A 24,474-nucleotide genomic window follows, 5' to 3' on the forward strand; every position below is an offset into this window, starting at 1 on the left:
GAGCATGGATCGAGACCTGGAACGACAACCCCCGCCCCTACGTGTGGGTCAAGACCGCTGACCAGATCCTCGACTCCATCGCCCACTACTGCACACGAATTAATGACTCAGAACACTAGCGGGAATTATGTCATAACGTAGGTTATCGGCGAATCTTGGAGAAAATCAGGTCATTTCGTCATCAATGACGAAACTGTGGAGCAATCACGAACCGTTCGGCCGTCGAGGCGTTCTCCAAGCTGATCCTGCGGAACGAGTACACCCTCTCCGACGTCGAGAAGGTCATCGCCGGGGACACCGATGCCGTCGACGTGCCACCCGACTAGACCCCGTCCAGCGGTGGGCCGCGACCTCTCACGGTCGCGGCCCAGCGCCCCGGCCCCGCTCACACCCGCCACCTCGAGGAACCATCGTGACCATCACCGCCGAACTTTTCCCCCGCTGCGCCCTGCCCGGCTGCGCGATCCCCACCGACACCCAGGGCCACCCCTGCAGACAATGCCGCCGTGACCTCGGAACCCTCGTGCGCCACAACCCCGGCGGCCGCCGACGCCCAAACCGGCCGCGACCACGACGTCGCCCTGGCCTACCGGGCTTAAGAACAGCTACGCATCGCCGACGCCGCCGAACAACGCATCGCCCTCCAGATCGGTCAGCGCGAGAAGCCCGGACAGTCCAGTTGGCTGTGCGAGAAACGCCGAAGGTGTGACATTCTGTCCGTTCCGTACCCGAGGAGTGCGAACGTTCTGTAGGTATCGCGCGACGGGCGGTGCGACCACCATGGATGCACTGCGCATCGTCGCGCGCCATGCCCGAACGCACCCCGCCCAATCGGGGGCCGACACTTCCTGGACGGACTCCATGACCGCACTCGACGCCGCGACCCCGTCGGCACCCGGACCGGGCCATTCGGGCCCGCAGGCCGAGGCCGAACTCGAACTGATCCCCGAGTCCGCGAAGACCCATGACGTGCGCGGACAGTTCTGGATCTGGGCCGGTGCGAACATCGCGCCGATCAACTGGGTGCTGGGTGCACTCGGCGTCACGATGGGCCTCGGGCTGTGGGAGACGGTGGCGGTCCTCGTCGTCGGCAATGCCATCGGCATGACCATCTTCGGCGTCTTCGTCGTCATCGGTCAGCGCACCGGGGTCACCGGAATGGTGCTGTCGCGAGCCGTCTTCGGACGCCGCGGCGCCTACGTTCCCGCCGCCGTCCAGGCCCTGGTCTGCATGGGCTGGTGCGCGGTCAACACCTGGATCGTTCTCGACTTGGTGATGGCGCTGCTCGGCGAGATGGGACTCGTCGACCCGGACCTCGACAACAACGCCGCACGGATCGTCGTGGCCGCGGTCATCATGGGGATGCAGGTGACGATCGCGTGGTTCGGGTACCGGGTGATCTCCGCGTTCGAACGATGGACGGTGCCTCCGACGGTCGCGATCCTGCTCGTCATGACCGTCGTCGCGTGGGTCGGCCTCGACGTCGACTGGGGACAGACGACCGCTCCGGAGCTCACGGGATCGGCCCACATCGGCGCGATCACGGCGGTGATGACCGCGATCGGCATCGGCTGGGGTCTGACGTGGATCGGTTACGCCGGCGACTACTCGCGCTTCGTGTCCCGGGACGTCCCGTCGCGCAGGCTGTTTCTCGCCAGTGCACTCGGGCAGTTCATCCCGGTCGTCTGGCTCGGAGTGCTGGGTGCGTCCCTGGCGACATTGAGCGACTCCGCCGACCCGGGTGAGATCATCGTCGACGCCTACGGCGTTCTCGCACTGCCGGTTCTGTTGCTGGTGATCCACGGACCGCTCGCGACCAACATCCTCAACATCTACACGTGCACGGTGTCGACGCAGGCGCTCGACATCCGCGTCGACCGGCGCGTGCTGAACCTGATCATCGGCGTCGTGGCGATGGCGGTCGTCGTCTACTTCGTGCTCAATAGCGACTTCGCGACCACCATCGACTTCTGGCTGGTGTCGATCGTCGGCTGGTTGAGCCCTTGGGGCAGCGTTGTTCTCGTGCACTGGTTCCTGATCGCGCGGCAACAGATCGACGCCGAGAGTCTGTTCGCCACACCGGCGGACAGCGTCCTGCCGATGGTCCGGCCGACCGCCCTCGTCGCACTCGCTCTCGGTGTCACCGCGACCTGGATGTTCATGTACGGGATGCTGCCGGCACTGCAGGGGCCGGTTGCGGTCGCACTGGGCGGGATCGACCTGTCGTGGCTCGCCGGGGCAGTCGTTGCCGGCACCTCCTACTGGACCATGGAGAAACTCACCGCGCCACGCGCTGCCTGAAGCCCGTCCCGCCAGAGCCGTGGCGGTCGGCGGCGACGACGGGCGAAAGCCGCCTGCCGCATCAGGTCGTCGACTAGGGTTCGGCGCAGTGGAGGCAACGCGGCCTCCTGGTGAGGAGGTTCCATGGCCACCGTCCACACCGCGACCGGCCCGATCGATTCCGCTGACCTCGGGAACGTGTTGGTGCACGAGCATGTGTTCGTCGTCGGCGAGGAGTTCCGGCAGAACTATCAGGACGATTGGGACGAGGACGAGAAGGTCGCCGAAGCTGTCCGCGACCTGACCGAACTGAAGGAACTCGGGATCGACACGATCCTCGACCCGACGGTTCTCGGTCTCGGCCGGTACATCCCACGCATCCAGCGGATTGCCGAACAGATAGACCTCAACATCGTCGTCGCGACCGGGTTGTACACCTACAACGACATCCCGTTCCAATTCCACTACGCGGGACCGGGAATGCTCTTCGACGTCCCGGAGCCGCTGGTCACCCTGTTCACGAAGGATCTCACCGAGGGCATCGCGGACACCGGTGTGCGGGCGGCTTTCCTCAAGTGCGCCATCGAATCCCAGGGACTGACACCGGGTGTCGAGCGCGTGATGCGCGCGGTGGGACAGACCAGCGCCCAGACCGGCGCGCCCATCACCGTGCACACCGATCCGCACAGTCAGTCGGGACTGGTCGCCCAGAAGGTCCTGGCCGAGGAAGGGGCCGACCTGACGAAGGTCGTCATCGGCCACTCCGGAGACAGCGTCGACCTCGACTACCTGATGAAACTCGCCGACGCCGGTTCCGTTCTCGGCATGGATCGTTTCGGGCTCGACCTCCTCCTGCCGTTCGACGAGCGCGTGAACACGGCCGCCGAACTGTGCAAGCGCGGCTATGCCGACCGCATGGCCCTCGCGCACGACGCCGCCTGCTTCATCGACTGGTTCGACCACGAGGCCAAGAAGCAGGCACTCCCGAAGTGGAACTATCGGCACATCAGTGAAGAGGTGTTGCCGGCACTACGGGAACGCGGGGTGAGCGAGGCCGACATCACGACGATGCTCGTCGACGTGCCGCGACGCTACTTCGAGTAGCGGCGCGACACGGCGACAGGGTCAGCGCAGGCTGCTCTGGTACCGGCGCATCCCGCGCAGCCACCGGTCGTAGTCGGCGCCCTTCTGCCGGTACATCTCGAGGACCTCGGGGTGGGGGAGGATCAGGAAGCGTTCGTCGGCGACGGCGTCGAGCACGATCGCGGCCACCGTCCCGGGGGTGAGCACCGCGCCGGCGCTCTCCACCGCCCGCTGCATCAACCGCTGCTCGGCGGTGGCGGAATCACCCTCGGGCCGTAGCAGTTTGGTGTCGACACCCATCGGGCAGAGGCAACTGACGCGGACCCCGTCGTCGCCGTGGGTGATGTTGAGCCATTCCGCGAAGCCGACCGCGGCATGTTTGGTGACCGAGTACGGCGCGTTGCCGATCTGGGTGAGCAGACCCGCGGCCGACGCCGTGCTGACGAAGTAACCGCTGCCTCGTTCCACCCAGCCCGGGATCAGGCGTCGAGCCGCCCGGATGTGGGCGCGGAGGTTGACGTCGAAGGCGAGATCCCACACGTCCTCCTCGGTGTCGACACCGCCGCCCAGTCCGACCCCGGCGTTGGCGAAGTAGAGGTCGACCGGACCGAAGGTGTTCTCCGCCAAGCGGACCGCGGCATCAATGTGGCCGTCGGACGAGGCATCGCCGGCGAGCGCGGCCGCCGAATCGCCCAGCTCCTCGGCGACGGCCCGGGCACCGGACTCGTCGAGATCCGTGACGACGACCCGCGCGCCCGCATCGACCAGGGCATGCGCGATGGCCGCGCCGATACCTCCACCGCCACCCGTGACGATGGCAACCTTGCCTGCGACGTCCATGGATCTCCTTCGATCGCCGATGTGTGGGTCCAGAGTTACCAGACGGAGGGCGAAATCCCGCTCCCTGAGGTGCGAGGAGCGTAAGCGACGAGCCTCGAAGGGTCCCGACAGAAGTCACGAGACTCTCGACGCCGATGACTTTCCCGCCGCCCCACGGTCTGACATCGTGACGTTCACCGAAGTGACGAGAGGCAGCGCAATGGGAAAGATCCACGTCCACGAGTTCATCACCCTCGACGGCAGCTACGAGGATCCGAGTTTCACGATGCCGTACGGTTTCCCCGACGCGCTCGGCGAGACGCTCAGTTCGTTCATGAACGACTGCACCGGAATCCTGCTCGGACGCAACACCTTCGAGATGTTCGGCCCGGCATGGTCGGACCGGTCCGTCGACGACGATCCCGGCGCCCCGTTCTTCAACGACACCACCAAGTACGTGGTGTCCTCGACCCTCGACGAAGCGACCGGGTGGCAGAACTCCCAGGTCATCGGGGCCTACGACGCCGACCGGATCCGCGACCTCAAGAAGGACCGTGACCTCTACATCAGCGGCAGCGGCACCCTCGTGCGAGCGCTGCTGCGCGACAAGCTGATCGACGAGTTGCACCTGCTGGTCTATCCGGTGGTCCTCGGCAACGGTGCCCGGCTGTTCGACGGTCTGGCCGACCTGCCGCTCACGCTCGTCGGCACCGACGTGTTCGACAACGGCGTCGTGCACCTGTCGTACGGTCCCACTGATTGAGAACCCCGCCTGGGCCGAGACCAGTTACTCCGCTGCCGAGTGACGTCGCATGCGATATCGATCCGTCGGCGCGACTTCGATCGAAGTCGCGCGGCCTGATTGACGTCGCATGCGACTTCAGTTGGGGGGTGGCGCGGCAGTCGGAAATCCTCCGCCCGCCCCGGGATCACGCCCCCGGCGAGGGACCGGGTGACGACCCGCCGGCGAGGTCCATCGCGGTGAGGAGCAACCGGGCGACGCGGGCGTAGGCCTGGTGCTCGGCCTCGCAGAGTGCGATCTCCTCGTCGCCGAGTTCGGCCTTGCGGGCGGTCGTGAGATTGTCCATCCACTCCCGCATCTCGGCCGCGCAGATGTCGAAGAACTCGTGGACGCGCTCACGGTCCTGACGGCACATGGCCAGCACGGTCGTCGGGGAGAGCTTGTTGTCGAGCTTCTGGTTGACCCGTAGGAGCCCCTGCAGCGCCACGGGAAGGCGGTCGCCGCGGCGGCGGTGCTCCAGTTTGGGGCCGCTCTCGAGGCGTCGGATCATCTCCCCGCGCGCCGACCGGGCGAAGTCGTCCCAGCGTCGGAGTGCGGCATCGAGATTGGCCGGACTGAAGACCGCGACGTCGATGCGGCGCTGGGCGAAGACGAGCCCGTTGCGCACGACCAGCGCGACTTCGGGCCACCGCGGCGAGAACTCGGCGACGACCATTCCGAGCAGCGATGGTGCGGGCACCGACGAGCTGAGGATGGTCACGATCTCCAGGGAGCGGGCGTCTCGGGTCGGCCGGAGCAGTGAGGTGCCCGTCGACCGCAGGAAGATGGCCTTGCGTGGGCTCACCACGGCGGGACGTCCGGCCGCGCTCATCGCGGCGCGGGCCAGTTCCACGAGATGGTCTTTCGACTGCGGCACCACCCCGCCCTCGACGGGGGCGTCGAGGAAACGGGCCGGGGCGGTGAAGCGCAGGGTGTCGGCGTCCGTGCTGCCGGCTCGATCCGAGCCGGCCGGCCGGCCGGCGTCGGTCTCGTCGGCGTCGTCGGTGTCGTCGGTGTCGAGACCGTCAGCCGGGGAGTGGTGTCGGGCGAAGGACGGGTCGCCGATGCTCACGAACGACGGGTGGATGACACCCCACACCTCGCGCAACGCCCGCACGGCGGCGCCGGCGAGGTCGCCGGACCGAACGGCATCGGCTTCGAAGCAGAAGGCGCTGCGACCCTCGAGCCGGCACCAGCCTCGGTCGACGATGTAGGTGGCCTGGCGCATCCACCGGTCCTTGTCGGTCCAGGTGAGGTCCCCCGCCGAGATGGTGCAGCGCAGGCGGTCTGCCGACTCGGGACCTCCGGCCACCGCGAAGGTCATCCGTCGTCGCCATCCTCCGGCGGCCGCCTCGACGATCGACAGCGTCTGACCCGGCAGGAGACGTGGCACCCGAACCGCGAGAGTGTCGGCGAAGTCCCGCCAGGCCGCCTCGAGGTCGGCGTCGAAATCGGGGGACATGCAGGCTCCTCGTGGGCGGGACGTACGCGGACCGGATCCGAATAGTACGACGCCGCGCAGACACCCGTGGCGACACCCGCAACAGAACTACAGGGGGGCGGAGTGCTCGACCGTCTCGTCGTAGACCGGGTCCCACGGGAGATCGCGGTCGGCGTAGTCGGTGCTCGTCAGCGCCACGTGGGGTACCGGTTCCCCGGTGAGCGATTTCCACGTGATCGAGTTGACGATGCGGACCGCGGCGGCGTCGAACATCGTCGGATGCCAGGTGTCCGCGGACTCCAGCGGACCCATCACGCGCGGCGCGGGGAGCCGGGGATGCGCACCGGACTGCCCGGCTCGCGACATGTCGCAGAGCACACAGGTCCCCGACGCCGACGGCAGATGACGGCGGCGTCTGGCCCACGCTTCGGCGCGCATCGGGATGACCGTCAATTGCACGAGCGTCCCGGCGGCGCTTCCGACGGCGTGCGTCGACGGTGCGACGAACTGACGGTTGTCGCCGGCAAGGCTCCGATACGAGGCGAGGGACGGTTGCGTGGGCACCTCGAGGTAGTCGCCGGCGTCGAAGTCCGGCACGCCCGTGAACGCACTACCGCTGACGACGTTGACACCGTCGACGCCGATCATCACCAGGAACGGGTGCAGGTGCGGCGAGGAGAAGTCGAGCCAGGTGGCCTCTGACTGCCACATCGGGATGGTCGCGTGCGCGTCGCCGTCGGGTGAACCCTGAGCGAGGCGGAGGGCGCCATGGCCGCCGACCGCGCCGGGCCGTCCGACCGGGTCCGGGGTGCGCAGAGCCCGCTGAAACGTGACGTGCAACCGCGCGTCGCGACCCAGTTCGGGAAAGGTGATCGTGAGTGCGCCGCGATCCGTGGTGATGGCCATGTGAGGGCTCCGATCGATGACTGGAACCGCTGAGGGTTGCCTGACCGATTGAACGCCTCATCTGGCCGCGGTGCGATGCTCCGCGTCGAAAATCGTCCGCGCAGACTACGTGCAGAGGTGTTGCCGGTACCGATTTGCCTGAGTCACTTGGCCGGTGAGCTGCGATCCGCGGCGTCGTCGTCGGACAGCACGACGACGCGCAGCGCCGCCCGCAGGTTGTGCGTGGTCGCCTTCCAGGCTTCGGCTTCATGGCGGCACGCGTCGGCCTCGGCCGGGTCCGACGCGGCGGCCGCGTCGACCGCCGACCGCCGCCAGGTGAGGTGCTGCTCCTCGCTGGTGTTGATGTACGAGAGGATGTCGGCCTGGCTGTACCGGCAGATCTTGGCGACCTCGCGGGCGGACAGCGAGCGGCCGTCGGGGTCGAGTTCGAGCAGTGTCTGCAGAGCGTCGGGGAAACGGCCGTCGTTCCTCGCGGTCAGTGGTGCGTCCTCACCGACCTTGGCGATGACCGACGGGGCGCAGTCGGCCAGGAACGTGAACCACTCGGCCAGCGCCGAGCTCAGGTTGTGCGGATGGAATACGGCGCACTCGACGGTCAGCGTCGCGAAGACCTCGTCCTCGAGCAGATGCACACGTACCGCCGACCCCATGGTCGGCTGGGCGGCGACGATGTCGGCGGCGCGCCGGCGGTCGGTGATGTCACCGGCGAGGCGCGCGAAGAACTCGAAGCGGGGTGCGTCGCTGCGCGGACTCAGCCACGACGAGACGGGCTTGGTGGGCAGGGCGATGTCGCCGTCGGCGTCGGTCTGGATACGGCAGCCGGTGAGGTCCTCGAGCGAGCCGACGAGCAAGGCCCGCAGATGGTCGGCGTCGAACGGCTGGACCGCGACCTCGATCTGGGGTTCGGGGCGCGCGGCGGGGGAATGGTCCAGGAACGCGGGGTGCACGACCTCCCAGACCTGCCGGAGCGTCAGCACCGTCGTGTGCGCGAGCTGATCGACGCGGCGCCGCCCGACTTCGAAGATGTGGGTGCCGTTGCGCAGACGTCGCCACCCGAGGGCGGCGAGGAGGTCGAGATGCTCGGCGAAGTACTCCGGCGTGGGATGCAGGTCGGTGTCCTCGATGGTGCAGCGCAGCCGGCGCGAACCGGTGACCGAGAATCGCATCGTCCCGTGCGGACCCTCCGGGATGGCGGGGTCCTGCTGGATCGTGAGGGTCTCGCCCGGCTCGAGATGCGACAGACGATCTCCGACGTGCAACGCGAACGTGCGCCACGCGTCGTCGATGTTCGAGTCCACGGTGAAGTCGGTCATCTCGACTCCCTTCCTCGTGCGCTGACGTGCATGCGCATTGTGCAGCGATGTCAGGATCGGGAGCACGCTCCACCGAGCTGTTCGACGGCCGGCCCCGAACCCGCCTTCGGACTTCAGGTTATGTGACTCGGCCGACAGACTTGGTCACTTGAACAGACCCGTCGACGAAGCCTTGCCCGAACCGTACCCCTAGGTCGGCGGCCCGGCTGACTCAGGCATCGGTTGTTAACCGACAAGAAGTACGTGAGTCCCCAGCCCGGGGGACACCCGTCTCACGGGCGGTTCTCAGACGCTCTGTCGTTGACGCCAGCTCAGGGTCACCGAGGTCCCGTGCGGTCCGCTGGTGACGTCGGATGCGTCGCAGAGTGCCGAGATCAGGGCGAGTCCGCGACCGCGGTACGGCGAGGACGACGCATCTGTCTTCCACTGCCCGGTGTCGGTGACGGTGACCTCCAGGGAATCGTCGCGCGTCTTCCGCGCGCGGACATCGATGGCACCGGGCCGGGTGCCGGGCGATGGGGTGGCGTAGGCGTGCTCGGCGGCGTTGGCGACCGCCTCGTATACCGCGAGGACGATGTCGCTGCGACGCTCGGCGTCCACACTGATCGTCGCGTCAAGCCACTGCGCGAACTGTTGCCGGAAGCGGTAGGCGGACTCGGGAGAGGCCGTGACCGAAAATGCGAGACCGGTCGCGTCCGTCCCGTCCGAGTCGCCGGGGTCTCGGTGAGCCGATGAGATCCGAACCATCTGTGACTAACCAGCCGGACGGTCGGCCAGCCCCTCTGTGGTGGTCATGGCCGTGATCGCATGGTTCAGCGTCGGGTAGAGCACCATCGTCTGGTCGAGGCCCATGATGGTGAGGGGGCGGGCGGTCGCCGGCCCGGCGGCCACGACTCCGAACATGCCGGTGGGTGCGATGGCCTCGTGTGCCGCGACGAGCGCCGCCATCCCGGCCGAGGCCAGGAACTCGGTGGTCGTCAGGTCGATGATCAGACCGTCGGGTTGTCCGCTCAGCGCCTGCGACACGGCGTCGGACAATTGGGGGGCGGTGAGCACGTCGATGCTGCCCTCCACGGTCAGGATCACCAGTTGCTCATGTGCTGCGGACACCACCGACATCAGCGCGCGTCCGGCACTCAGGCCACTGTCGTCGACGATCACAGCATCAGGATTCTCTGCCTGCATCGGGTGGCCCTCTCTACGGGGGACGGCGGCAGCCCGACTCGCGGCCCCGTCCCGGGAGATGTACGACGGCAGCTGCTCAACCGGTGATCCCATCGTGCCACGGCATGACGCCACGCCGGTACCGGGGTGCGCGAACGCCCTCGGCGGTTACTTTCCGAAGAGCCGGCCGAGGAAGGGGATGGTGTCGGCCTGCGACCGGACAAGCGTGCCGCTGTGGTCGCTCGGATAGGTCCGGAAGGTCACCGGCTGGCGGTTGGCGGTCAGCGTCGCCGCATAGGCCGCGGTGGTGGGATACGGCACGTCGGTGTCGAACAGGCCGTGGCCCATGAAAAATGGCTTGTCGAAACCCTTTTCGGGCATGCCCAGGTAATTCGCCAGGGTCGCGGAGAAAGTCGGCAGACTGGTCAGCGGGGCGGTGAAGTAGTCGCCGAGCGAGACGCCCCGCAGCTGCTCCTCGAATTCGCCGACGCAGCGGGTCTCGGCGAGGGCCACATACTTCCGGCCGGTCGGCGTGAGGATGCGGTCGATGCCGAGCTCGGGGTGTGCGTATCGGAGTCCGGCGAGGATGTAGCTGAGGTAAGCGGTCAGCGCCGGGGTGATCGCCACCGGCGGGACACCCGGACCCGCGATCTGGACCAGTCGTTCGATGTACGCCGGCGTGCCGGTGCCGACGGCACCCCGGTAGTCGAGCTCTTCACCGCCGAACTCGGTCGCGTAGCGCGCGGTGTAGATGGCCGCGCCGCCGCCCTGTGACTGCCCGACCGCCGCCCAGGAGCGCGACAACCGTTGTGCGACAGGTCGAGTCGAAGAGAACTCCCGGCCCGCTCGCACCATGTCGACGACGTTGTGGGCCGTCGTGCGGCCGTCGAGGTAGGCGTGCAGACCCGGGGTGCCCAGGCCGGCGTAGTCGCTGGCCACGATGGCGTAGCCCTGCTGCATCCACTTGGCTAGGTACGGCAGGTCGCGCTCGGGCAGGCCCGGACCCCTGACCGAGGGGGCGCAGTCGTCGCCGATCCCCGACGTCCCGTGGGCCCACGAGATCACCGGCCAACCGCCCGGCGGTGCCGTCCCCCGTGGGGTGAACACGGTCCCGGTGCTGAGCGCCTTCTTGCCGAAAGCGTCGGTCGTGACATAGGTCAGGACGGTGGCGTCGGCGGAGCCGGGCACCCAGAACTGCGGGGCGAGCGGCCTGGCGGAGACGACCGTGCCGACGTCGCCGAGGTTCGACGGCGAGGAGATCGCCGGGCCGGCGGCGAGGGTCCCGGCCGCTCCGGAACCGCCGATCGCGATCGCCGCACACACGGCCAGTGTCGGAACCTTGCGGTGCCATCGCGTCACGTTCCACACCGTACTGCGAACGGGTGCCGGTCGTCGATTCCTCGCCTGTTCCGTTATCGCTCAGTTCCTTTCGGTGCGCCGGGAGCGGGACCGTCGGCCACGGCCATACCCTGGTTCGGACAAACCCGGCAGAGAGGTGTCACGGCATGGCGTTGCGAACGGTCGGGTTGCCGACCCCGGCGGAGATGAAACCGAGGTGGGCTGCGTATGCGGCACTGCTGGCCGTGCGGGGTGAGCGCTGGGCGCAGGGGGCGCATGCGACCGCTCACGGGTGGCACTACGACGACGGCGGAGGCAACTGGGCCGACGTCGTGTCGGCCGGATCCGGCCGCGCGGTGCTCGTCGGGCACGACCATGAGTACTCCGAGACGTATTTCCGCGAGGGGGCGACGTACTTCGGCGAGGAGGAGACCGACCTGCTCGCCGATGCGCCCGGCTGGTGGGAAGCGGCGATCGTGCCGTACCTCGACCGGCAGCGCACCGAGGGGATGTGGATCGGGTTCATCTACGGCTTCGACGGCCGGTGGATGCGGTCCGACTACGACGCCGACGACGGCTTCACCAGCGTCGGTCTGCCGTTCACCGACGACGAGACAACCGGCGACGCACTCGTCGATCTACTCGGCAACTGGTTCGGCGAGCTGGGACTCACGTCGCAGGCCGACCTCGGCACCCGGCTCCGGGCGATGGTCGCCGCCGGTGATGCGCCGACGGCGGCAGACCTGCGGCGGATACTCGGACCGGCGGCCGCGCACGCCGACATCGACGCGGCAGTGGCTGCGGCACAACGTTTCTGACGATGTCAGGTCCGTCGCGCCGCGCGTCCGTCACCGCGAGCGCAGTTCCCGCTTGAGCAGTTTGCCGCTCTGGTTGCGGGGGAGCTCGTCGACGAACCGCACCTTCTTCGGGACCTTGAACGGCGCGATCCGGGTCCGGACGTGCTCGATCAGTTCCTGTTCGGTCACCGACCGGCCGTCCCGCACCACGACGACCGCGGTGATGGCCTCGATCCACTTCGCGTCCGGCTCGCCGATGACGGCCACCTCCGAGACCGCCTCGTGGGCGTAGATCGCGTCCTCCACCTCGCGGGAGGCGACCAGGATGCCGCCGGTGTTGATCACGTCCTTGATGCGGTCGACCACCGTGATGAAACCCTCCGCGTCGCGGGTGACGAGATCGCCGGAGTGGAACCAGCCGTCACGGAACGCGTCCTCGGTGGCGGCCGGGTTCTCCCAGTAACCGCGGCACAGTTGCGGCGAACGATAGAGGATCTCGCCGGGAACCCCGGGTTCGACGTCGTTGCCGTCGGAGTCGACGACCCGGGTCTCGACGAAGAACACCGGCCGACCGCACGAGGACGGCCGGTCCTCGTGCTCCTCCGGGCGCAGAACCGTTGCCAGCGGCCCGATCTCGGACTGTCCGAAGCAGTTGTAGAACTGCATGCCGGGGAACTGCTCGCGGAGCCGGTTCAGCACGGTCACCGGCATGATCGACGCGCCGTACTGGGCCTTGCGCAGCGAGGACAGATCCCTGGTCGCCAGATCCGGGTGACCGGCGAGCGGAACCCAGACGGTAGGCGCGAGGAACAGCGACCCGATGCGGTCCGCCTCGACGCGACGCAGGATCTCCGGGATGTCCGGGGTCGCCATCAGCCGGACGGTCGCGCCCACGGAGAGGTACGGAAGCATGAAGACGTGCATCCCCGCCGAGTGGTAGAGCGGCATGGCGATCAGCGGGTTGTCATCCGCGGTGAAGTCGAGGGCTATCACCGACGACACGTATTCGCTGATGAGTGCCGCGTGGGACATCATGGCGCCCTTGGGCTTCGAGGTGGTTCCGGAGGTGTAGAGGAGCTGGGCGAGATCGTCGCCGTCGGCCGCAGAGGTGAACTCGCCGGCCGGTCTGGTCGCCGTCTCGAGAAGCGAATCGTCGGCGTCGCGCAGCGGGACGATCTCCTCCACCTCGGCGAGATCGCCGCGGATCTCGTCGATCCGTTCGGACAGGGCGGGGTCGACGAGGACGGCACGTGCGCCGGACTGCACGACGAGATAGCGGAGTTCCTCACCCCGCAGCGCGTAGTTGATCGGGACGTGGACGAGCCCCGCGCGGCAGCACGCCAGGAAACCGATGACATACGCGTCCGAGTTCGTGCCGTATGCCGCCACCCGGTCGCCCCGCTGCAGTCCGCGGGCCACCAGCCCGGCGGCGGCAGCGGACACCGCGTCGTCGAGTTGTCGGTAGGTGAAGGAACGGTCGTCGAAGACCAACGCGGTGCGGTCGGGATGCCGCGCCGCGGACCTGCGGAGGATGCCGTCGATGGTGTTGGCGGAAGAAGGTCGCGAAGCCATGCTGTCGACGATACTTGGACGTCCTAGTGAACCGTGGCGGATCCGCCCATCAGGGCCCGGGTGTGCCCGTCAGGGCCAGAAGATGGTGCCGTTCAGGAAGTCCTGGGCGAATCGGTTGCCGGTTCGGTACTCGCCGCCGAGTGGGACCCCGAAGTAACCGCCCGCTCCACCGGTCTCCTCCCACTTGCGCCGGATCTGGCCCCAGACGATCTGCGCGCCACCGGTTTTCGACCAGGTGACCACACCGCCCTGGAAGTCGTTGCTCCGTCCGCTGCCCGACCGGTACTCGTTGCTGACCGGATAACCCAGCGCGCCGCGCTCGGCCCCGGCCTTCTGCCACCGGCTCCGGATCGCGCCGCCGACCTGGTGTGCCGTACCGCCGTCGGCGGCGGGGTGCCAGTAGAACGACGTGTCGCGTGAGAACACCTGGAATCTGCCGCGCTTGGCTCCCGCGCGCTCGGGGCCGGTCGGGACGCCCCACTTGAAGAAGCCGCCCGTCGACGAGTAGGCCTCGCCGATCTTGCCGCCGACGAGGTGACCGTTGATGATCCGATCGGCCTGCGCGCTGGGCGCGAGCATCACCAGCGACACCATCGTCGCCACGACCGCGACGCTCGCCACCCGTCGTCGGACGCGTCTGCGAACGGACTCCGGACGGAGGTCGCGGGCGGGGCTCGGCGTCGACGTGGTGAGAGCAGACATTCGCGCGATGGTACGGACGTCCCACGACGCCTGCTGTTGGGCAGCTCACATCAGGGGTGTCACCGCAGGTGTCAGGGGCCCGCGGGAGCCTCGGGTAGGGGTGGGTTCTCCGTGGTGGTCGTGGTGGTCGTCTCCTCCGGGGCTTCTGCGGCGGGCGGCGCGGCATGGGTGGAGGGGTCCGGCGCCGGCGGATCCGTCGTCAGGGGGTCCGGCGCAGACGGTTCGGGAGCCGGGGCGGCGGGCGGTGCGACGATCCAGTTCGCCGACCGGACGGTCACCGGCTTCGACGCGCCGACCGCCGTCAGCGTCAAGGTCCACACCCCGGTGCTGGTGGTGGAGCCGGACACCGAGGTGCGCTGTAGGGCCGAACCGGCGACCGACCGGGTCACGCCGTCGGTGCACGAGAGGGCGACCGTACCCGCCGAAGAGTTGCCGGGGGCCGTGCAGCCCACCGACAGCCCGGCGTCGTCGAAGCTGAAACTGCCGATGAACTCCCCCGAACCGCTGAACGAGGTCGGCGTCGCGGGGGCCTCGGCCGGGGCTTCCGGTGCCGGCGCGCCGGGGAGGCCCGGCTCCGACCCGGGTTCGGGCGCCGCCGGACCCGGCGCCTCGTACCCGGGCGCCTCGGGGACCGGGGCGTCGGAGGCGGGCACCGATGCATCCGGAGGCGGCGCGTCCGAGGCTGGTCCCGGGCTGCCCGGCGCGGCGGGTGGCACCGAGGAGTCCGATTCGGACGAGTCCGGTCCAGCGGAGTCCGGAGCCGCCGAGTCCGAGTCCGGAGCTCCTTCCGGCAGACCGCCGTGCTCTGCGGCGCGCTCCTCGAGGGCCGGGGCGGCCGCGGGATCGCCCGGCGCGATCAGTCCGTTGTGCTCGGCGTCTTCTTCGGTGTCTGCCTCGAACGGCGTGTTGAGCGCGGCCGGGGTGGGCAGGAGACCCGACGGTGGCGGGAAGCGGCTGAGGTCGAGCAGTCCGCCGAGCGGTTGCGAGAAGATCTGCCCGGTCAGGAAATTCAGCAGTTGGAGCGCGTCGCCAACCGGTGTGCCGGGGGCAGCCGGGACCGACGGCGCGGGCACGATGGTCGTCGACTTGCCGACCGCGGTGACGTTCTGGTTGTTGTACGCGATGCGGGTGACCGATCGACTCTTGTAGCCCTCCCACGTCTGGCCCTCCAGCCGGTACCCGCCGAGCGGGGCGGCGGCCGGCGGAGCGAGCGGATTGCCGCACGAGCACATGGCGCGCGGGACGCCGGCGGAGTCGACGTAGACCGCCGTCCCACGCTGCAGGACGGACTGGAACGGGACCGCTCGGCCGGAGGTGTACGAGTGGTTGGTCACCCAGGTGTCGGTGGTCAGCACCACGGGGGTGAGGGTGTTCAGATAGTGCGGGATGTCGGCGGTGCCGATGCCGTAGACGCCGGCCCAGGCGCGAGCCGCCGGGGGATCGGCGAGCAACCGGTTGCTGAGTGCCGCGGTGTCGCAGGCGGCGGTGTCTCCCGCGGCATACAGCCCGGCGTCGGTGCCGTTGACCGCGCGGCCACCGAGGTCGGCTGCGCCCGCGGTACCGGTGAGTGCCACGTTCGCCGGGAGGTCGCCGGCCCCGGACACGAGGACCGGATCGGTGAACGGATCGATCCCGGGGTCGTTCGCCGCGGTCAGGGTGAGGCCGGGGACGTAGATGTCCCCGTCGCGGGCCTTGACGACGAAGACGATGCCCGCGGCGAGGACGAGCGCGAGGACGACCACGACGGCGCTCAGTACGAGGGTCAGTGCGCGACGACCGTCGGGCTGCGGCGGGATCGCGCCGTACGGGGTCGACGGGTGGGTCGGGGGACCGGGTGGATAGGTCATCGCGCAGCTCCTACTGGTCCACTCCTGCCCGGGCGGGCAATCGTTCGACCCGAGCCCAGTATCGGCGCGTCACAGAACGGGGAGCAAGGCTTGACCAGCATTTTCACACCGTCGATGGCAAATCTCGACCGTTTGGACCACACCGCCGTAACGCCGCGCCGCGGGGCACCGACACCAGTCCGGGTCCCGCGCGCGGAGCCGGGTCAGGCCCGGCCGAACACCATCGATTCCTCGACCTTGTTGATGCGGTGGTCGATGGCATCGCGGTAGTAGTTGTGCCGCACCTGCCAGTGACCTCGGGTGCCCGACTTCGGCAGCGCCTCCGGGGACCGTTCGACGTAACCCGCCTTGAGGTCCCACAGCGGCCGCGAACCCATGACCTCCGAACCGAGATGGGGATAGGCATGGGTGTAGCCGTTGGTGCGCATGTACTTGACCAGGTCGGCGACGGCGCGAGCGGTCATGTCCGCGCGCAGGGTCCACGACGCGTTCGTGTAGCCGACCGACCAGGCGAGGTTAGGCACGTCCTCGATGAGGTAGCTCTTGAAGACGAATCGGTCGTGGGGTTTCACCTCGGCGCCGTCGACGCGGAGCCGGGTGCCGCCGAAGCCGAGGAGTTGGAGCCCGGTCGCGGTGACGATGATGTCGGCGTCGAGGTGGCGACCCGAGGTGAGGGTGACGCCGGAGGCATCGAACCGGTCGATGTGGTCGGTGACCATCTCGACGGTGCCCTCGGCGATGTCGGCGAACAGATCGGCGTCGGGGACCATGCACATGCGCTGATCCCACGGGTTGTAGGTGGGATTGAAGTGAAGATCGACCGGATAGTCCTCGGGCAGGTTCGCCACGACGTTGCTCCGGATCATCTTGCGCCCGAGCTTCGGGAACCGGTGGGTGAGGTGCACGATCGCCGCGGTCTGCGCCGCATATCGGGTGCGGATGACCTTGTGCGCGGCGTGGGGCGGCAGCAGCTTCTGCACGAGTGGCGCGAGGTATTGCTTCTGCTTGGACGAGAAGATGTACGACGGTGAGCGTTGGAGCATGGTGACGTGCTCGGCCTGCTCGGCGAGGCTCGGGATGAGGCTCACCGCCGTCGCGCCGCTGCCGATCACCACGATCTTCTTGCCTCGGTAGTCGAGGTCCTCCGGCCAGTGCTGCGGGTGCACGATCTGACCGGTGAAGTCGTCGGCACCGGCGAACCTCGGCGTGTACGGGTTGTCGTAGTCGTAGTAGCCGGTCGCGAAGATGACGAACCTGGCGCGGTAGGTCTCGCGGCGCCGGTCCTCGCCGACCTCGACCCCGAGCGTCCAGGTGTCGGTCGTCGAATCCCAGTCGGCGGTCAGGACGTGCTGACCGAACCTGATCTGGTCGGTGATCGAGTACTTGGCGGCGGTGTCCTCGATGTACTCCCGGATGTCGGTCCCGTGGGCCAACGCGCGCGGCTTGCGCCACGGCTCGAACGGGTAGCTCAGCGAATAGATGTCGCTGTCCGACCGCACGCCGGGATACCGGAAGAGGTCCCAGGTGCCGCCCATGCGTTCGCGGCGTTCCAGGATCAGATAGTCGGCGCCGGGATTCTGCTCGGTGAACCGGTACGCGCAGTCGATGCCGGACAGGCCGGCGCCGATGATGATCATGTCGCGCACGGATGGCTGTGTGGCGTCGGTGTCGCTGTCGGTCACGGGGACCTCCTCGGTGGGGATGCCTCAGGTGCTGTCATCATGCAACACTTGTCTTCAGATGTGAACGGAATCACACCAACCGTAGGCCTGCCCGCCTGCGGCCAGTCATCGCGCGAGGTCAGGGGACGCAAGATGCCGATGGAGAAACACACTTACTGCCGAATCTGCGAGCCGCTGTGCGGCATGATCGCGACCGTCGAGGACGATCGGCTGATCTCGTTGCGGCCGGACAAGGAGCACCCGCTGTCGCGGGGCTTCGCGTGTCCGAAGGGGATCGCGTTCACCGAGATCGTCAACGATCCCGATCGTCTCCGGCACCCGCTCCGGCGACGCCCCGACGGCGAGTTCGAGCAGATCTCATGGGACACGGCGCTCGAGGAGATCGGCCGCCGGCTCGTCGAGGTGCACCAGAAATCCGGCAGCGACTCGATCGGCTGGTACTTCGGCAACCCGGCGACGTTCTCGACCGGGCACACGCTGTGGACCGCGATCTTCATGAACCTCCTCGGGACGCCGCACGTGTACTCGGCGGGATCCCAGGACGTGAACAACCGCTTCGTCGCCAGTCACTTCCTGTACGGCAACCCGCTGACCGCGCCGATTCCCGACATCAACCGGGTCGACTACCTCGTCATCATCGGGGCGAATCCGGTGGTGTCGCATGGCAGCGTGATGAGTTCGCCGCGTATCCGTGAGGGTCTGAACGCGATCACCGCGCGCGGCGGGTCCGTCGTCGTCGTCGATCCCCGGCACACCGAGACGGCCCGTGAGTTCGACTGGCTGCCGATCACGCCCGACACCGACGCGCTGTTCCTGCTGTCGCTGTTGCACGTGCTGTTCGACGAGAACCTCGCCGACCGTGACCGGCTCCGGCGGCAGGCGCGCGGCGTGGCGGAGCTCGAGACGCTCGTCGCGGCCTATGCGCCGGAGGTGACCGCGGGCCGTACGGACATCGATCCGGAGCGGGTGCGCGCTGTCGCCCGCTCGCTCGCCCGCACGGAACGGGCCGCGGTGTACGGACGGGTGGGTACCTCACTGGGGCGCACCGGCACGCTGACGACCGCCCTGCTGGACATGGTGAACCTCGTCGCGGGCAACCTGGACGTGCCGGGCGGATCGATGTTCGGGGACCTGGGGATTCCCGGCCAGCGCCTTGGCGTGACCGCGCTGCAACGGCTTTCGAGCTTCCGCTGGGCCGGACGCCGAAGCCGCGTCGGCGGCCTGCCGCAGGTCCTCGGGACCGCGCCGGCGTCGTTGATGGCCAAGGAGATCACGACCCCGGGCCGCGGGCAGCTGCGCGCGCTGTTCGTCAGCGCGGGCAATCCGGTGCTGTCGGTTCCGAACGGCGACGAATTACGTTTGGCGCTCGACGAACTCGACCTCATGGTGTCCCTGGACATCTACCGTAACGAAACCAACGCCCGGGCCGACTACATCCTGCCGGCCACCACGATGTACGAACGCGAGGACTTCCTGCTCCCGTTCCAGGCCCTGTTCACCACTCCGTTCAAACAGGCCACCGAGGCGGTGATCCCACCGCAGGGCGAGGCGCGAGAAGAGTGGACGGTCATCAACGAACTGATCGGCTTCCTGTCGTCGGAGAGCCTGCTGATCCGCTCGCTGCACGTCGGCAACCAGCTGGCGCGACGCGTGGGCCGGCCGGTCACCCCGCGCCGGGTCTCGGACCTGGTGATCCGAATGGGATTGGGAGGAGACCGATTCGGCCTTCGACGCGGTGGACTGACCTACCGCCGGCTCGTCGAGGACCACCCGCACGGTGTCGTGGTCGCCGACGACCTCGCGCCCGGGCAGCTGGCCAAGAACGTCACGTACCTCGATGGCCGGATCCGGTTGACCGCACCGGAGTTGATGGCCGAGATTCAGCGACTCGGTGCCGCTGACGACGCAGGGTATCCGTTGCGGCTCATCGGGATGCGCGAGATCCGGTCGGAGAACAGTTGGCAGCACAATGCGCCGATGTTGTTGCGCGGCGGACGGTCCCACGCGGCCCGGATGCACCCCGACGATGCCACGGCACGCGGGCTCGCCGAAGGCGACCTCGCGACGGTGGAGTCCCGGCACGGTCGGATCTCGTTGCCCGTGACCGTCACCGAGGACATCAAGCCCGGCGTCGTCGCGATCCCGCATGGCTGGGGACACAACGGCTCCGGCGGTTGGACGCAGGCGAACGCGGCTGCGCAGAACGATCTGGGTGCCGGTGGCGTGAACGTCAACGCACTCATCTCGTCCAACCCGGCCGACCTGGAGCGACTTGCCGGGATGGCGAACATGACCGGGGTGCCGATACAGGTGTCGGCGTTGACCGAGAGTTGGGTGCGGTCCGAGACGGATGCGCAACCCGCTCGAACCTGAACGCACGCACCGGTTCCCGAAGAAGGTACTGCTCACTCAGGGAACCGGAGCGTGTTCAGGGTGTGGCGCGGTGGCCCGTGCGTCCGTACGTCATCCCGCCCACGGAGTCCGAACTCTTCCGTGTTCGAGGCGAACGGATCGCACCCGGGTCACGCAGCACGATTCTCACCGACGGATCGCGTCGGTGAGAATCGTGGAAAGCGCTCTCGCGCAGTGTTTACGGGGCGATCACATGCCGGCCGGGGGCATGAGCACGCTGTCGATGAGGTACACCTGCGCGTTCGAGGTGGTGACGCCACCGCAGACCACGCCGGCCTCATTGACCTTCAGGTTGTCGCCCGATCCGGTCACATTGACCTGCTGACCCTCGAGAGTGGTGTGCTCCCCGACGATCTGGTCGGGGGTCGCCTGGCCCTCGACCACGTGGTAGGTCAGGATCTTGTTGAGCAGGTCAGCGTCGGTCTTGAGCTGCTCGACGGTCTCCGGGGGCAGCTTCGCGAATGCGTCGTCGGTCGGCGCGAACACGGTGTACTCACCCTCGTTGAGGGTCTTCACGAGGTTGACCTCGGGGTTCAGCTGACCCGAAAGTGCTTGTGTCAGAGTCGTGAGCTCGGGGTTGGTGGCCGCAGCGGTGGCAACGGGCACGGTCGACATCCCGTTCACCGACGCCGGTCCCGAGGGGTTGGCCTCGGCGTAGGCGGCACAACCCGGCCCGACGAGGTTGGCGGCCGGATCGGCCATCGCGCTCTCGCTCATCATGGCGCTGGATTCGGTTGCCGCTCCGGTCGTTTCGCTCGAGGTGTCCGAATCGTCGCTGGAGCAGCCGGCCATCACGCCGACGGCGAGGACCAGTCCGGTCAACGCTCCTGCTACACGGGGAATTCGCTTGATCATCGTCGGTCCAATCTGTGTTGGGGTGTCGACTGCGCCTGGCCGGCAGCCTCACAACGTCTTCGGCGCCCGGGGGCCCGCGGATTGGTCGGAGATGAGAGTGATCGTCGAGTGCCCGGGATAACTCACCCGGCAGGCGTCACTTCGCCCAGTCGGCGTCCGCCCACTGCTCGGCCCACTCCTGCCCCTCGGAGATGGCGCCCATCGTGGTCTGGCCGTCGAGCGCCTCTCGGATGATGTCGGCGTGGCCGCAGTGGTGTGCGGTCTCCCGGATGAGATGAATGATCATGACCCGGATGGACAGCCACTCGCGTTCCGGCTGCCACGGCGCCGTGGGCTGAGGGATCAGCTCGTCGAGGCTCTCGGCGTCGGCGATCACGCGGTCGAACTCGGCTGCCCCACGGTCGTATGCGGTCAGCCAGCCGGCGAGAGTCTCGTCGCCGGTCATCTCGTACTCGGTCATGGCCTGGCTCATGTCGAACTCGGCGTTCTCGTCCCGCTCGGTGATGACGCGGGCCGCGTTCTCCTCGCCGTGCGCGAGATGCTTGATCAGCGCGCCGATCGTGAGGGTGCTGACCGTCGACTGCTTGCGGGCATCGTCGTCGGAGAGGTTGCGTGCGGTGATCTTGAGCATGTTGCGCTGATCCTGCAGCAGGATGAGCAGGTCGCGCTTCTCGCCGGTGACGTCGACGCTGAGTTCGGTGGAGGTGTAGGTGCTCATGATGTGTCCTCTCGGTTGGTGTGAGGACCACGCTATGAGTGATGGAGGACAGCTATGGTCCTCGTTGAATCGGGAGCCCCCCGGGTCCCGGTGGCCCGGCGTGGAATGCGCCCAGCAGAGCGAGCCGGAAGTCGATATGTGGCTAGGCCCGCCCTGGTGGGTGGATATCAGCAAGGGGAGTCTTCGGCGGAGGCGCCGGCGAGCAAATCTGTTGAGCCGGGCGCGTTCGGGGGCGACCATGTCCGCATGACTTCGACCGGCGGTACCCCGTCCGACGTGACTTCGCGTCTGGCGTCGTTGACGCGCAAGCCCGATCGGGCAGCCGATCGCGAGCAGCTCGACGCCCTGCTCGACGAGACCAAGGCGGGGACCCTCAGCACCGTCGTCGACGGTCTGCCATGGTCGGTGCCGATGCTCTTCGCCCGGGACGGCGACTCGATCCTGCTGCACGGATCGACCGGGGCGGGTGCGCTCCGGCACGTCGCCGCGGGTGCGCCGGTGACGTTCACGGTGTTCGCGCTGGACGGGCTCGTCGTCGCCGACACCCTCTTCGACCATTCGGCGAACTATCGGTCGGCGGTCGTACGCGGAGTCCTCGAAGTCGCCGACGACGCCCAGGTAGCTTTGGAAGTGTTGTCCGACAAGCTGATTCCGGGGAGGGTGGCCGAGGTCCGGCCGACGACGCGCAAAGAGTTGGCAGCGACGGTGGCCCTGCGACTGCCGATCGTCGACGGCCAGTGGATCGCCAAGGCGCGGACGGGCGGGCCGGGTGGGGAGTCGGCGGACTGGACCGGCGTGGTTCCCGTGCGGACCGTGTACGACGCCCCGGTCACCTACAGCGGCGACGTGCCGCCCGACTCGGTACGAGCGCTCGTGGACTGATCTCGCCTAAAACGGAGATGCGCAACCAGCGGATAGGGGTGTGACCCGCTGGTTGCGCGTCCGGTGATCGCGTCGTGGGGCAGGCGAGGTCGTCGAAGTCTGCCCGACGCGATCGGCTGTTGGCGCGGCCCGAATGCGTCGGGTCGCGCACTCTGTTCATCGTTCGCGCACGGTGTCGCCGTTACGCGCCGGGTTGGCGCACCACGGCAGCCATTCACCTCTGGCGCAGGAGGAACCGCTGGATCTTGCCGCTCGGCGTCTTGGGCAGGGCGTCGACGAAATGCACGGTGCGCGGGTAGGCGTGCGCGGCGAACTGCGTCTTGACCAGCTGCTGGAGCTCGGCTTCGAGCGCATCGGTGCCGTCGACCCCGTCCGCGAGGACGACGAACGCTTCGAGGACCTCGCCGCGGAGCTCGTCGGGGCGCCCGACGACGGCGACATCGACGATCGACGGATGGGTGATCAGCACGCTCTCGACGTCGAACGGGCCGATCCGGTAGCCGGCCATGATGATCACGTCGTCGTCGCGTGCGGAGAAGAAATAGCGGCCCTCGTCGTCCACCCGCCCGGTGTCACCGGTCAGGTACCACCGCCCGTCCGGCGAGAAGCGCTGTTTGGTCTTCTCCGGAGCGTCGAGGTACCCCTCGAACCACATCAGCGGGCTGGCCGGGACGTCGATGGCGATCTGACCGTCGACGATCCCCGCGGCGAAGCCGGGCATCGGCTGTCCCATCGAGCCCGGGACGAGGGTCTCGTGGACCGACTCGTGCCAGTGGTTGTTGATGAACATGCCGTGTTCGGTCTGGCCGTAGTGGTCGCGGACCTCGGTGCCGATGGCCCGCAGCGCCCAGTCGATGACGTCGGGGGTCAGCGGTTCGCCCGCCGACGACGCGCGGCGCAGCGAGAAACCCGAGATGCGCGGGTCCTTGCTGAGCGCCCGGTAGACGGTCGGTGCCGCGGCGAAGTTGGTGACGCCGAGGTCGCCGAGGATCTTCGCGGTCAGTTCGGGGGTGAACCCGGCGTGCAGCAGGAGGTTGCGCCGGCCGGCGGCCAGCGGCCCGAGCACGCCGTAGTAGAGACCATAGGCCCAGCCGGGGTCGGCGGCGTTCCAGAACACGTCGTCGGCGCGGACATCCAGGCCGAAGTGCATGTACGCGACGAACGAGGCGAGCGCCTTGACCGGGACCGGGACGCCCTTCGGCGCGCCGGTCGTGCCGCTGGTGAAGAGCAGGATCAGGGTGCCGTCGCCGCCGACCGCGACCGACTCGGTGACCGGCTCGTGCGCAGCGATGAGTTCCTCGAACTGGTCGCCGGCGACCACTGTGGTGATCCCGTCGATGCCCGCGAGCTTGTCCGCCTGACTCGACTCGGTGATCACGACCTTCGCGGCGCCGGCCTGCAACCGCATCTCGATCGCGGGTGTCGCGAACGCGGTGAACAGCGGGATGTAGATCGCGCCGAGGCGGGCGATGGCCAGCAGCGAGACGACGAGCTCCTCGCGCTTGCCCATGAGGACGCCCACCGTGTCGCCACGACCGATGCCCATCTCCGCAAGGGCCGCCGCGAGTCTCTTGGACCGCTCGGCCAGTTCGCCGTAGGTGATGTCGGTGGTGACCGGACGTACGCCGCCGGACTGCTGATCGTCGGTCTGCTCGACCTCGATCACCGTGAAGGCGATCGCCTCGGGATCGTGCCCGTCGACGAGGAGTGCCGCCGCATCGGCGTCGGACGCCCCGTAGATTGCCAACCATCGTTCGACCATGTCGGTGGGGGTCGTGGTGGCCTGTGTCATCGTGAACCTCGCTCCGTACTGAGTAAGCTGAGTCACAGTGTCCTCCGCGACCGGCCCCAGGAACACCCTCGGAAGAGGGGGAGAAGTGAG

General features: G+C 68.2%; 20 protein-coding genes and 1 pseudogene. 7 read left to right on the top strand and 14 right to left on the bottom strand.

All coding sequences use genetic code 11. From position 1 onward, the window contains the following. From ACFUEJ_RS21645 to ACFUEJ_RS21655, 3 genes and pseudogenes are all read left to right on the top strand, one after another. Positions 1 to 119: pseudogene (locus tag ACFUEJ_RS21645) on the top strand (IS630 family transposase); the annotation flags it as partial. Between the two features lie 742 nt (positions 120 to 861). Continuing rightward, the gene (locus ACFUEJ_RS21650) at positions 862 to 2,301 is read left to right on the top strand and encodes a cytosine permease (protein ID WP_058253433.1); all 1,440 of its coding nucleotides are present in this window, start codon (positions 862 to 864) and stop codon (positions 2,299 to 2,301) included. 123 nt (positions 2,302 to 2,424) lie between these two features. Then, positions 2,425 to 3,384 carry a phosphotriesterase gene (locus ACFUEJ_RS21655; protein WP_058253421.1) on the top strand — a complete coding sequence of 320 codons (960 nt, stop codon included), beginning with the start codon at positions 2,425 to 2,427 and terminating at the stop codon, positions 3,382 to 3,384. A 21-nt stretch (positions 3,385 to 3,405) separates the two neighbouring features. Here ACFUEJ_RS21655 and ACFUEJ_RS21660 read toward each other — a convergent pair whose 3' ends face one another. After that, entirely contained in the window at positions 3,406 to 4,203 is a 798-nt protein-coding gene (locus ACFUEJ_RS21660) for an SDR family oxidoreductase (RefSeq protein WP_388031755.1), read from the bottom strand. Positions 4,204 to 4,402: 199 nt separating this feature from the next. Between ACFUEJ_RS21660 and ACFUEJ_RS21665 the strand changes: the two genes are divergently transcribed. After that, on the top strand, positions 4,403 to 4,945 hold the full coding sequence (locus ACFUEJ_RS21665; RefSeq protein ID WP_065631344.1) for a dihydrofolate reductase family protein: 543 nt from the start codon (positions 4,403 to 4,405) through the stop codon (positions 4,943 to 4,945). Between the two features lie 166 nt (positions 4,946 to 5,111). Here ACFUEJ_RS21665 and ACFUEJ_RS21670 read toward each other — a convergent pair whose 3' ends face one another. The 6 genes from ACFUEJ_RS21670 to ACFUEJ_RS21695 form a co-directional block, all read right to left on the bottom strand. Continuing rightward, complete coding sequence (locus ACFUEJ_RS21670) at positions 5,112 to 6,425, bottom strand: hypothetical protein (RefSeq protein WP_388031758.1); 1,314 nt, start codon at positions 6,423 to 6,425, stop codon at positions 5,112 to 5,114. An 87-nt stretch (positions 6,426 to 6,512) separates the two neighbouring features. Next, positions 6,513 to 7,310, bottom strand: coding sequence for a hypothetical protein (locus ACFUEJ_RS21675; protein ID WP_211539172.1), 798 nt, complete (start codon positions 7,308 to 7,310; stop codon positions 6,513 to 6,515). Positions 7,311 to 7,453: 143 nt separating this feature from the next. Then, on the bottom strand, positions 7,454 to 8,623 hold the full coding sequence (locus ACFUEJ_RS21680) for a hypothetical protein (protein ID WP_137809082.1): 1,170 nt from the start codon (positions 8,621 to 8,623) through the stop codon (positions 7,454 to 7,456). 285 nt (positions 8,624 to 8,908) lie between these two features. Next, positions 8,909 to 9,370: an ATP-binding protein gene (locus tag ACFUEJ_RS21685; RefSeq protein WP_269553102.1), complete on the bottom strand. Its 462-nt coding sequence runs from the start codon at positions 9,368 to 9,370 to the stop codon at positions 8,909 to 8,911. Between the two features lie 6 nt (positions 9,371 to 9,376). Continuing rightward, entirely contained in the window at positions 9,377 to 9,808 is a 432-nt protein-coding gene (locus tag ACFUEJ_RS21690) for an STAS domain-containing protein (protein WP_065631340.1), read from the bottom strand. Positions 9,809 to 9,955: 147 nt separating this feature from the next. Continuing rightward, positions 9,956 to 11,155 (bottom strand): lipase family protein, encoded by a 1,200-nt coding sequence (locus tag ACFUEJ_RS21695; RefSeq protein ID WP_388031762.1) that lies wholly within the window; start codon positions 11,153 to 11,155, stop codon positions 9,956 to 9,958. 137 nt (positions 11,156 to 11,292) lie between these two features. Here ACFUEJ_RS21695 and ACFUEJ_RS21700 point away from each other — a divergent pair, with 137 nt between their 5' ends. Next, complete coding sequence (locus tag ACFUEJ_RS21700) at positions 11,293 to 11,943, top strand: hypothetical protein (RefSeq protein ID WP_269553101.1); 651 nt, start codon at positions 11,293 to 11,295, stop codon at positions 11,941 to 11,943. 30 nt (positions 11,944 to 11,973) lie between these two features. On the opposite strand, the gene ACFUEJ_RS21705 is transcribed toward ACFUEJ_RS21700, so the two are convergent. From ACFUEJ_RS21705 to ACFUEJ_RS21720, 4 genes are all read right to left on the bottom strand, one after another. After that, on the bottom strand, positions 11,974 to 13,494 hold the full coding sequence (locus ACFUEJ_RS21705) for an acyl-CoA synthetase (RefSeq protein ID WP_388031765.1): 1,521 nt from the start codon (positions 13,492 to 13,494) through the stop codon (positions 11,974 to 11,976). A 69-nt stretch (positions 13,495 to 13,563) separates the two neighbouring features. Continuing rightward, positions 13,564 to 14,196: an LGFP repeat-containing protein gene (locus ACFUEJ_RS21710; protein WP_065631336.1), complete on the bottom strand. Its 633-nt coding sequence runs from the start codon at positions 14,194 to 14,196 to the stop codon at positions 13,564 to 13,566. Positions 14,197 to 14,267: 71 nt separating this feature from the next. After that, positions 14,268 to 16,043, bottom strand: coding sequence for a DUF6777 domain-containing protein (locus ACFUEJ_RS21715; RefSeq protein WP_388031768.1), 1,776 nt, complete (start codon positions 16,041 to 16,043; stop codon positions 14,268 to 14,270). A 203-nt stretch (positions 16,044 to 16,246) separates the two neighbouring features. Then, positions 16,247 to 17,680: a flavin-containing monooxygenase gene (locus tag ACFUEJ_RS21720; protein ID WP_388031803.1), complete on the bottom strand. Its 1,434-nt coding sequence runs from the start codon at positions 17,678 to 17,680 to the stop codon at positions 16,247 to 16,249. Between the two features lie 177 nt (positions 17,681 to 17,857). On the opposite strand from ACFUEJ_RS21720, the gene ACFUEJ_RS21725 reads away from it, so the two are divergent. Next, entirely contained in the window at positions 17,858 to 20,098 is a 2,241-nt protein-coding gene (locus ACFUEJ_RS21725) for a molybdopterin-dependent oxidoreductase (RefSeq protein WP_388031771.1), read from the top strand. Positions 20,099 to 20,326: 228 nt separating this feature from the next. On the opposite strand, the gene ACFUEJ_RS21730 is transcribed toward ACFUEJ_RS21725, so the two are convergent. Both ACFUEJ_RS21730 and ACFUEJ_RS21735 read right to left on the bottom strand, forming a co-directional pair. Beyond that, a complete protein-coding gene (locus ACFUEJ_RS21730; protein ID WP_171011559.1) occupies positions 20,327 to 20,992 on the bottom strand; it encodes a fasciclin domain-containing protein in 666 nt (221 codons plus the stop codon). 136 nt (positions 20,993 to 21,128) lie between these two features. Then, complete coding sequence (locus ACFUEJ_RS21735; protein WP_388031774.1) at positions 21,129 to 21,710, bottom strand: DinB family protein; 582 nt, start codon at positions 21,708 to 21,710, stop codon at positions 21,129 to 21,131. Positions 21,711 to 21,956: 246 nt separating this feature from the next. Here ACFUEJ_RS21735 and ACFUEJ_RS21740 point away from each other — a divergent pair, with 246 nt between their 5' ends. After that, positions 21,957 to 22,592, top strand: a complete 636-nt coding sequence (locus ACFUEJ_RS21740) for a pyridoxamine 5'-phosphate oxidase family protein (RefSeq protein WP_388031776.1) — start codon at positions 21,957 to 21,959, stop codon at positions 22,590 to 22,592. Positions 22,593 to 22,806: 214 nt separating this feature from the next. Here ACFUEJ_RS21740 and ACFUEJ_RS21745 read toward each other — a convergent pair whose 3' ends face one another. Next, positions 22,807 to 24,384 (bottom strand): AMP-binding protein, encoded by a 1,578-nt coding sequence (locus ACFUEJ_RS21745; RefSeq protein WP_388031778.1) that lies wholly within the window; start codon positions 24,382 to 24,384, stop codon positions 22,807 to 22,809. Positions 24,385 to 24,474 lie beyond the last annotated feature (90 nt).

The sequence above is a fragment of the Gordonia sp. NPDC057258 genome (assembly GCF_042668985.1).
Lineage (GTDB): Bacteria > Actinomycetota > Actinomycetes > Mycobacteriales > Mycobacteriaceae > Gordonia > Gordonia hongkongensis.

Bases quoted from the DNA above. Each gene is read 5' to 3' on its own strand.
- ACFUEJ_RS21650 (WP_058253433.1), top strand. From the start codon at position 862: ATGACCGCACTCGACGCCGCGACCCCGTCGGCACCCGGACCGGGCCAT.
- ACFUEJ_RS21655 (WP_058253421.1), top strand. From the start codon at position 2,425: ATGGCCACCGTCCACACCGCGACCGGCCCGATCGATTCCGCTGACCTC.
- ACFUEJ_RS21660 (WP_388031755.1), bottom strand. From the start codon at position 4,203: ATGGACGTCGCAGGCAAGGTTGCCATCGTCACGGGTGGCGGTGGAGGT.
- ACFUEJ_RS21665 (WP_065631344.1), top strand. From the start codon at position 4,403: ATGGGAAAGATCCACGTCCACGAGTTCATCACCCTCGACGGCAGCTAC.
- ACFUEJ_RS21670 (WP_388031758.1), bottom strand. From the start codon at position 6,425: ATGTCCCCCGATTTCGACGCCGACCTCGAGGCGGCCTGGCGGGACTTC.
- ACFUEJ_RS21675 (WP_211539172.1), bottom strand. From the start codon at position 7,310: ATGGCCATCACCACGGATCGCGGCGCACTCACGATCACCTTTCCCGAA.
- ACFUEJ_RS21680 (WP_137809082.1), bottom strand. From the start codon at position 8,623: ATGACCGACTTCACCGTGGACTCGAACATCGACGACGCGTGGCGCACG.
- ACFUEJ_RS21685 (WP_269553102.1), bottom strand. From the start codon at position 9,370: ATGGTTCGGATCTCATCGGCTCACCGAGACCCCGGCGACTCGGACGGG.
- ACFUEJ_RS21690 (WP_065631340.1), bottom strand. From the start codon at position 9,808: ATGCAGGCAGAGAATCCTGATGCTGTGATCGTCGACGACAGTGGCCTG.
- ACFUEJ_RS21700 (WP_269553101.1), top strand. From the start codon at position 11,293: ATGGCGTTGCGAACGGTCGGGTTGCCGACCCCGGCGGAGATGAAACCG.
- ACFUEJ_RS21705 (WP_388031765.1), bottom strand. From the start codon at position 13,494: ATGGCTTCGCGACCTTCTTCCGCCAACACCATCGACGGCATCCTCCGC.
- ACFUEJ_RS21710 (WP_065631336.1), bottom strand. From the start codon at position 14,196: ATGTCTGCTCTCACCACGTCGACGCCGAGCCCCGCCCGCGACCTCCGT.
- ACFUEJ_RS21715 (WP_388031768.1), bottom strand. From the start codon at position 16,043: ATGACCTATCCACCCGGTCCCCCGACCCACCCGTCGACCCCGTACGGC.
- ACFUEJ_RS21720 (WP_388031803.1), bottom strand. From the start codon at position 17,680: ATGATCATCATCGGCGCCGGCCTGTCCGGCATCGACTGCGCGTACCGG.
- ACFUEJ_RS21725 (WP_388031771.1), top strand. From the start codon at position 17,858: ATGCCGATGGAGAAACACACTTACTGCCGAATCTGCGAGCCGCTGTGC.
- ACFUEJ_RS21730 (WP_171011559.1), bottom strand. From the start codon at position 20,992: ATGATCAAGCGAATTCCCCGTGTAGCAGGAGCGTTGACCGGACTGGTC.
- ACFUEJ_RS21735 (WP_388031774.1), bottom strand. From the start codon at position 21,710: ATGAGCACCTACACCTCCACCGAACTCAGCGTCGACGTCACCGGCGAG.
- ACFUEJ_RS21740 (WP_388031776.1), top strand. From the start codon at position 21,957: ATGACTTCGACCGGCGGTACCCCGTCCGACGTGACTTCGCGTCTGGCG.
- ACFUEJ_RS21745 (WP_388031778.1), bottom strand. From the start codon at position 24,384: ATGACACAGGCCACCACGACCCCCACCGACATGGTCGAACGATGGTTG.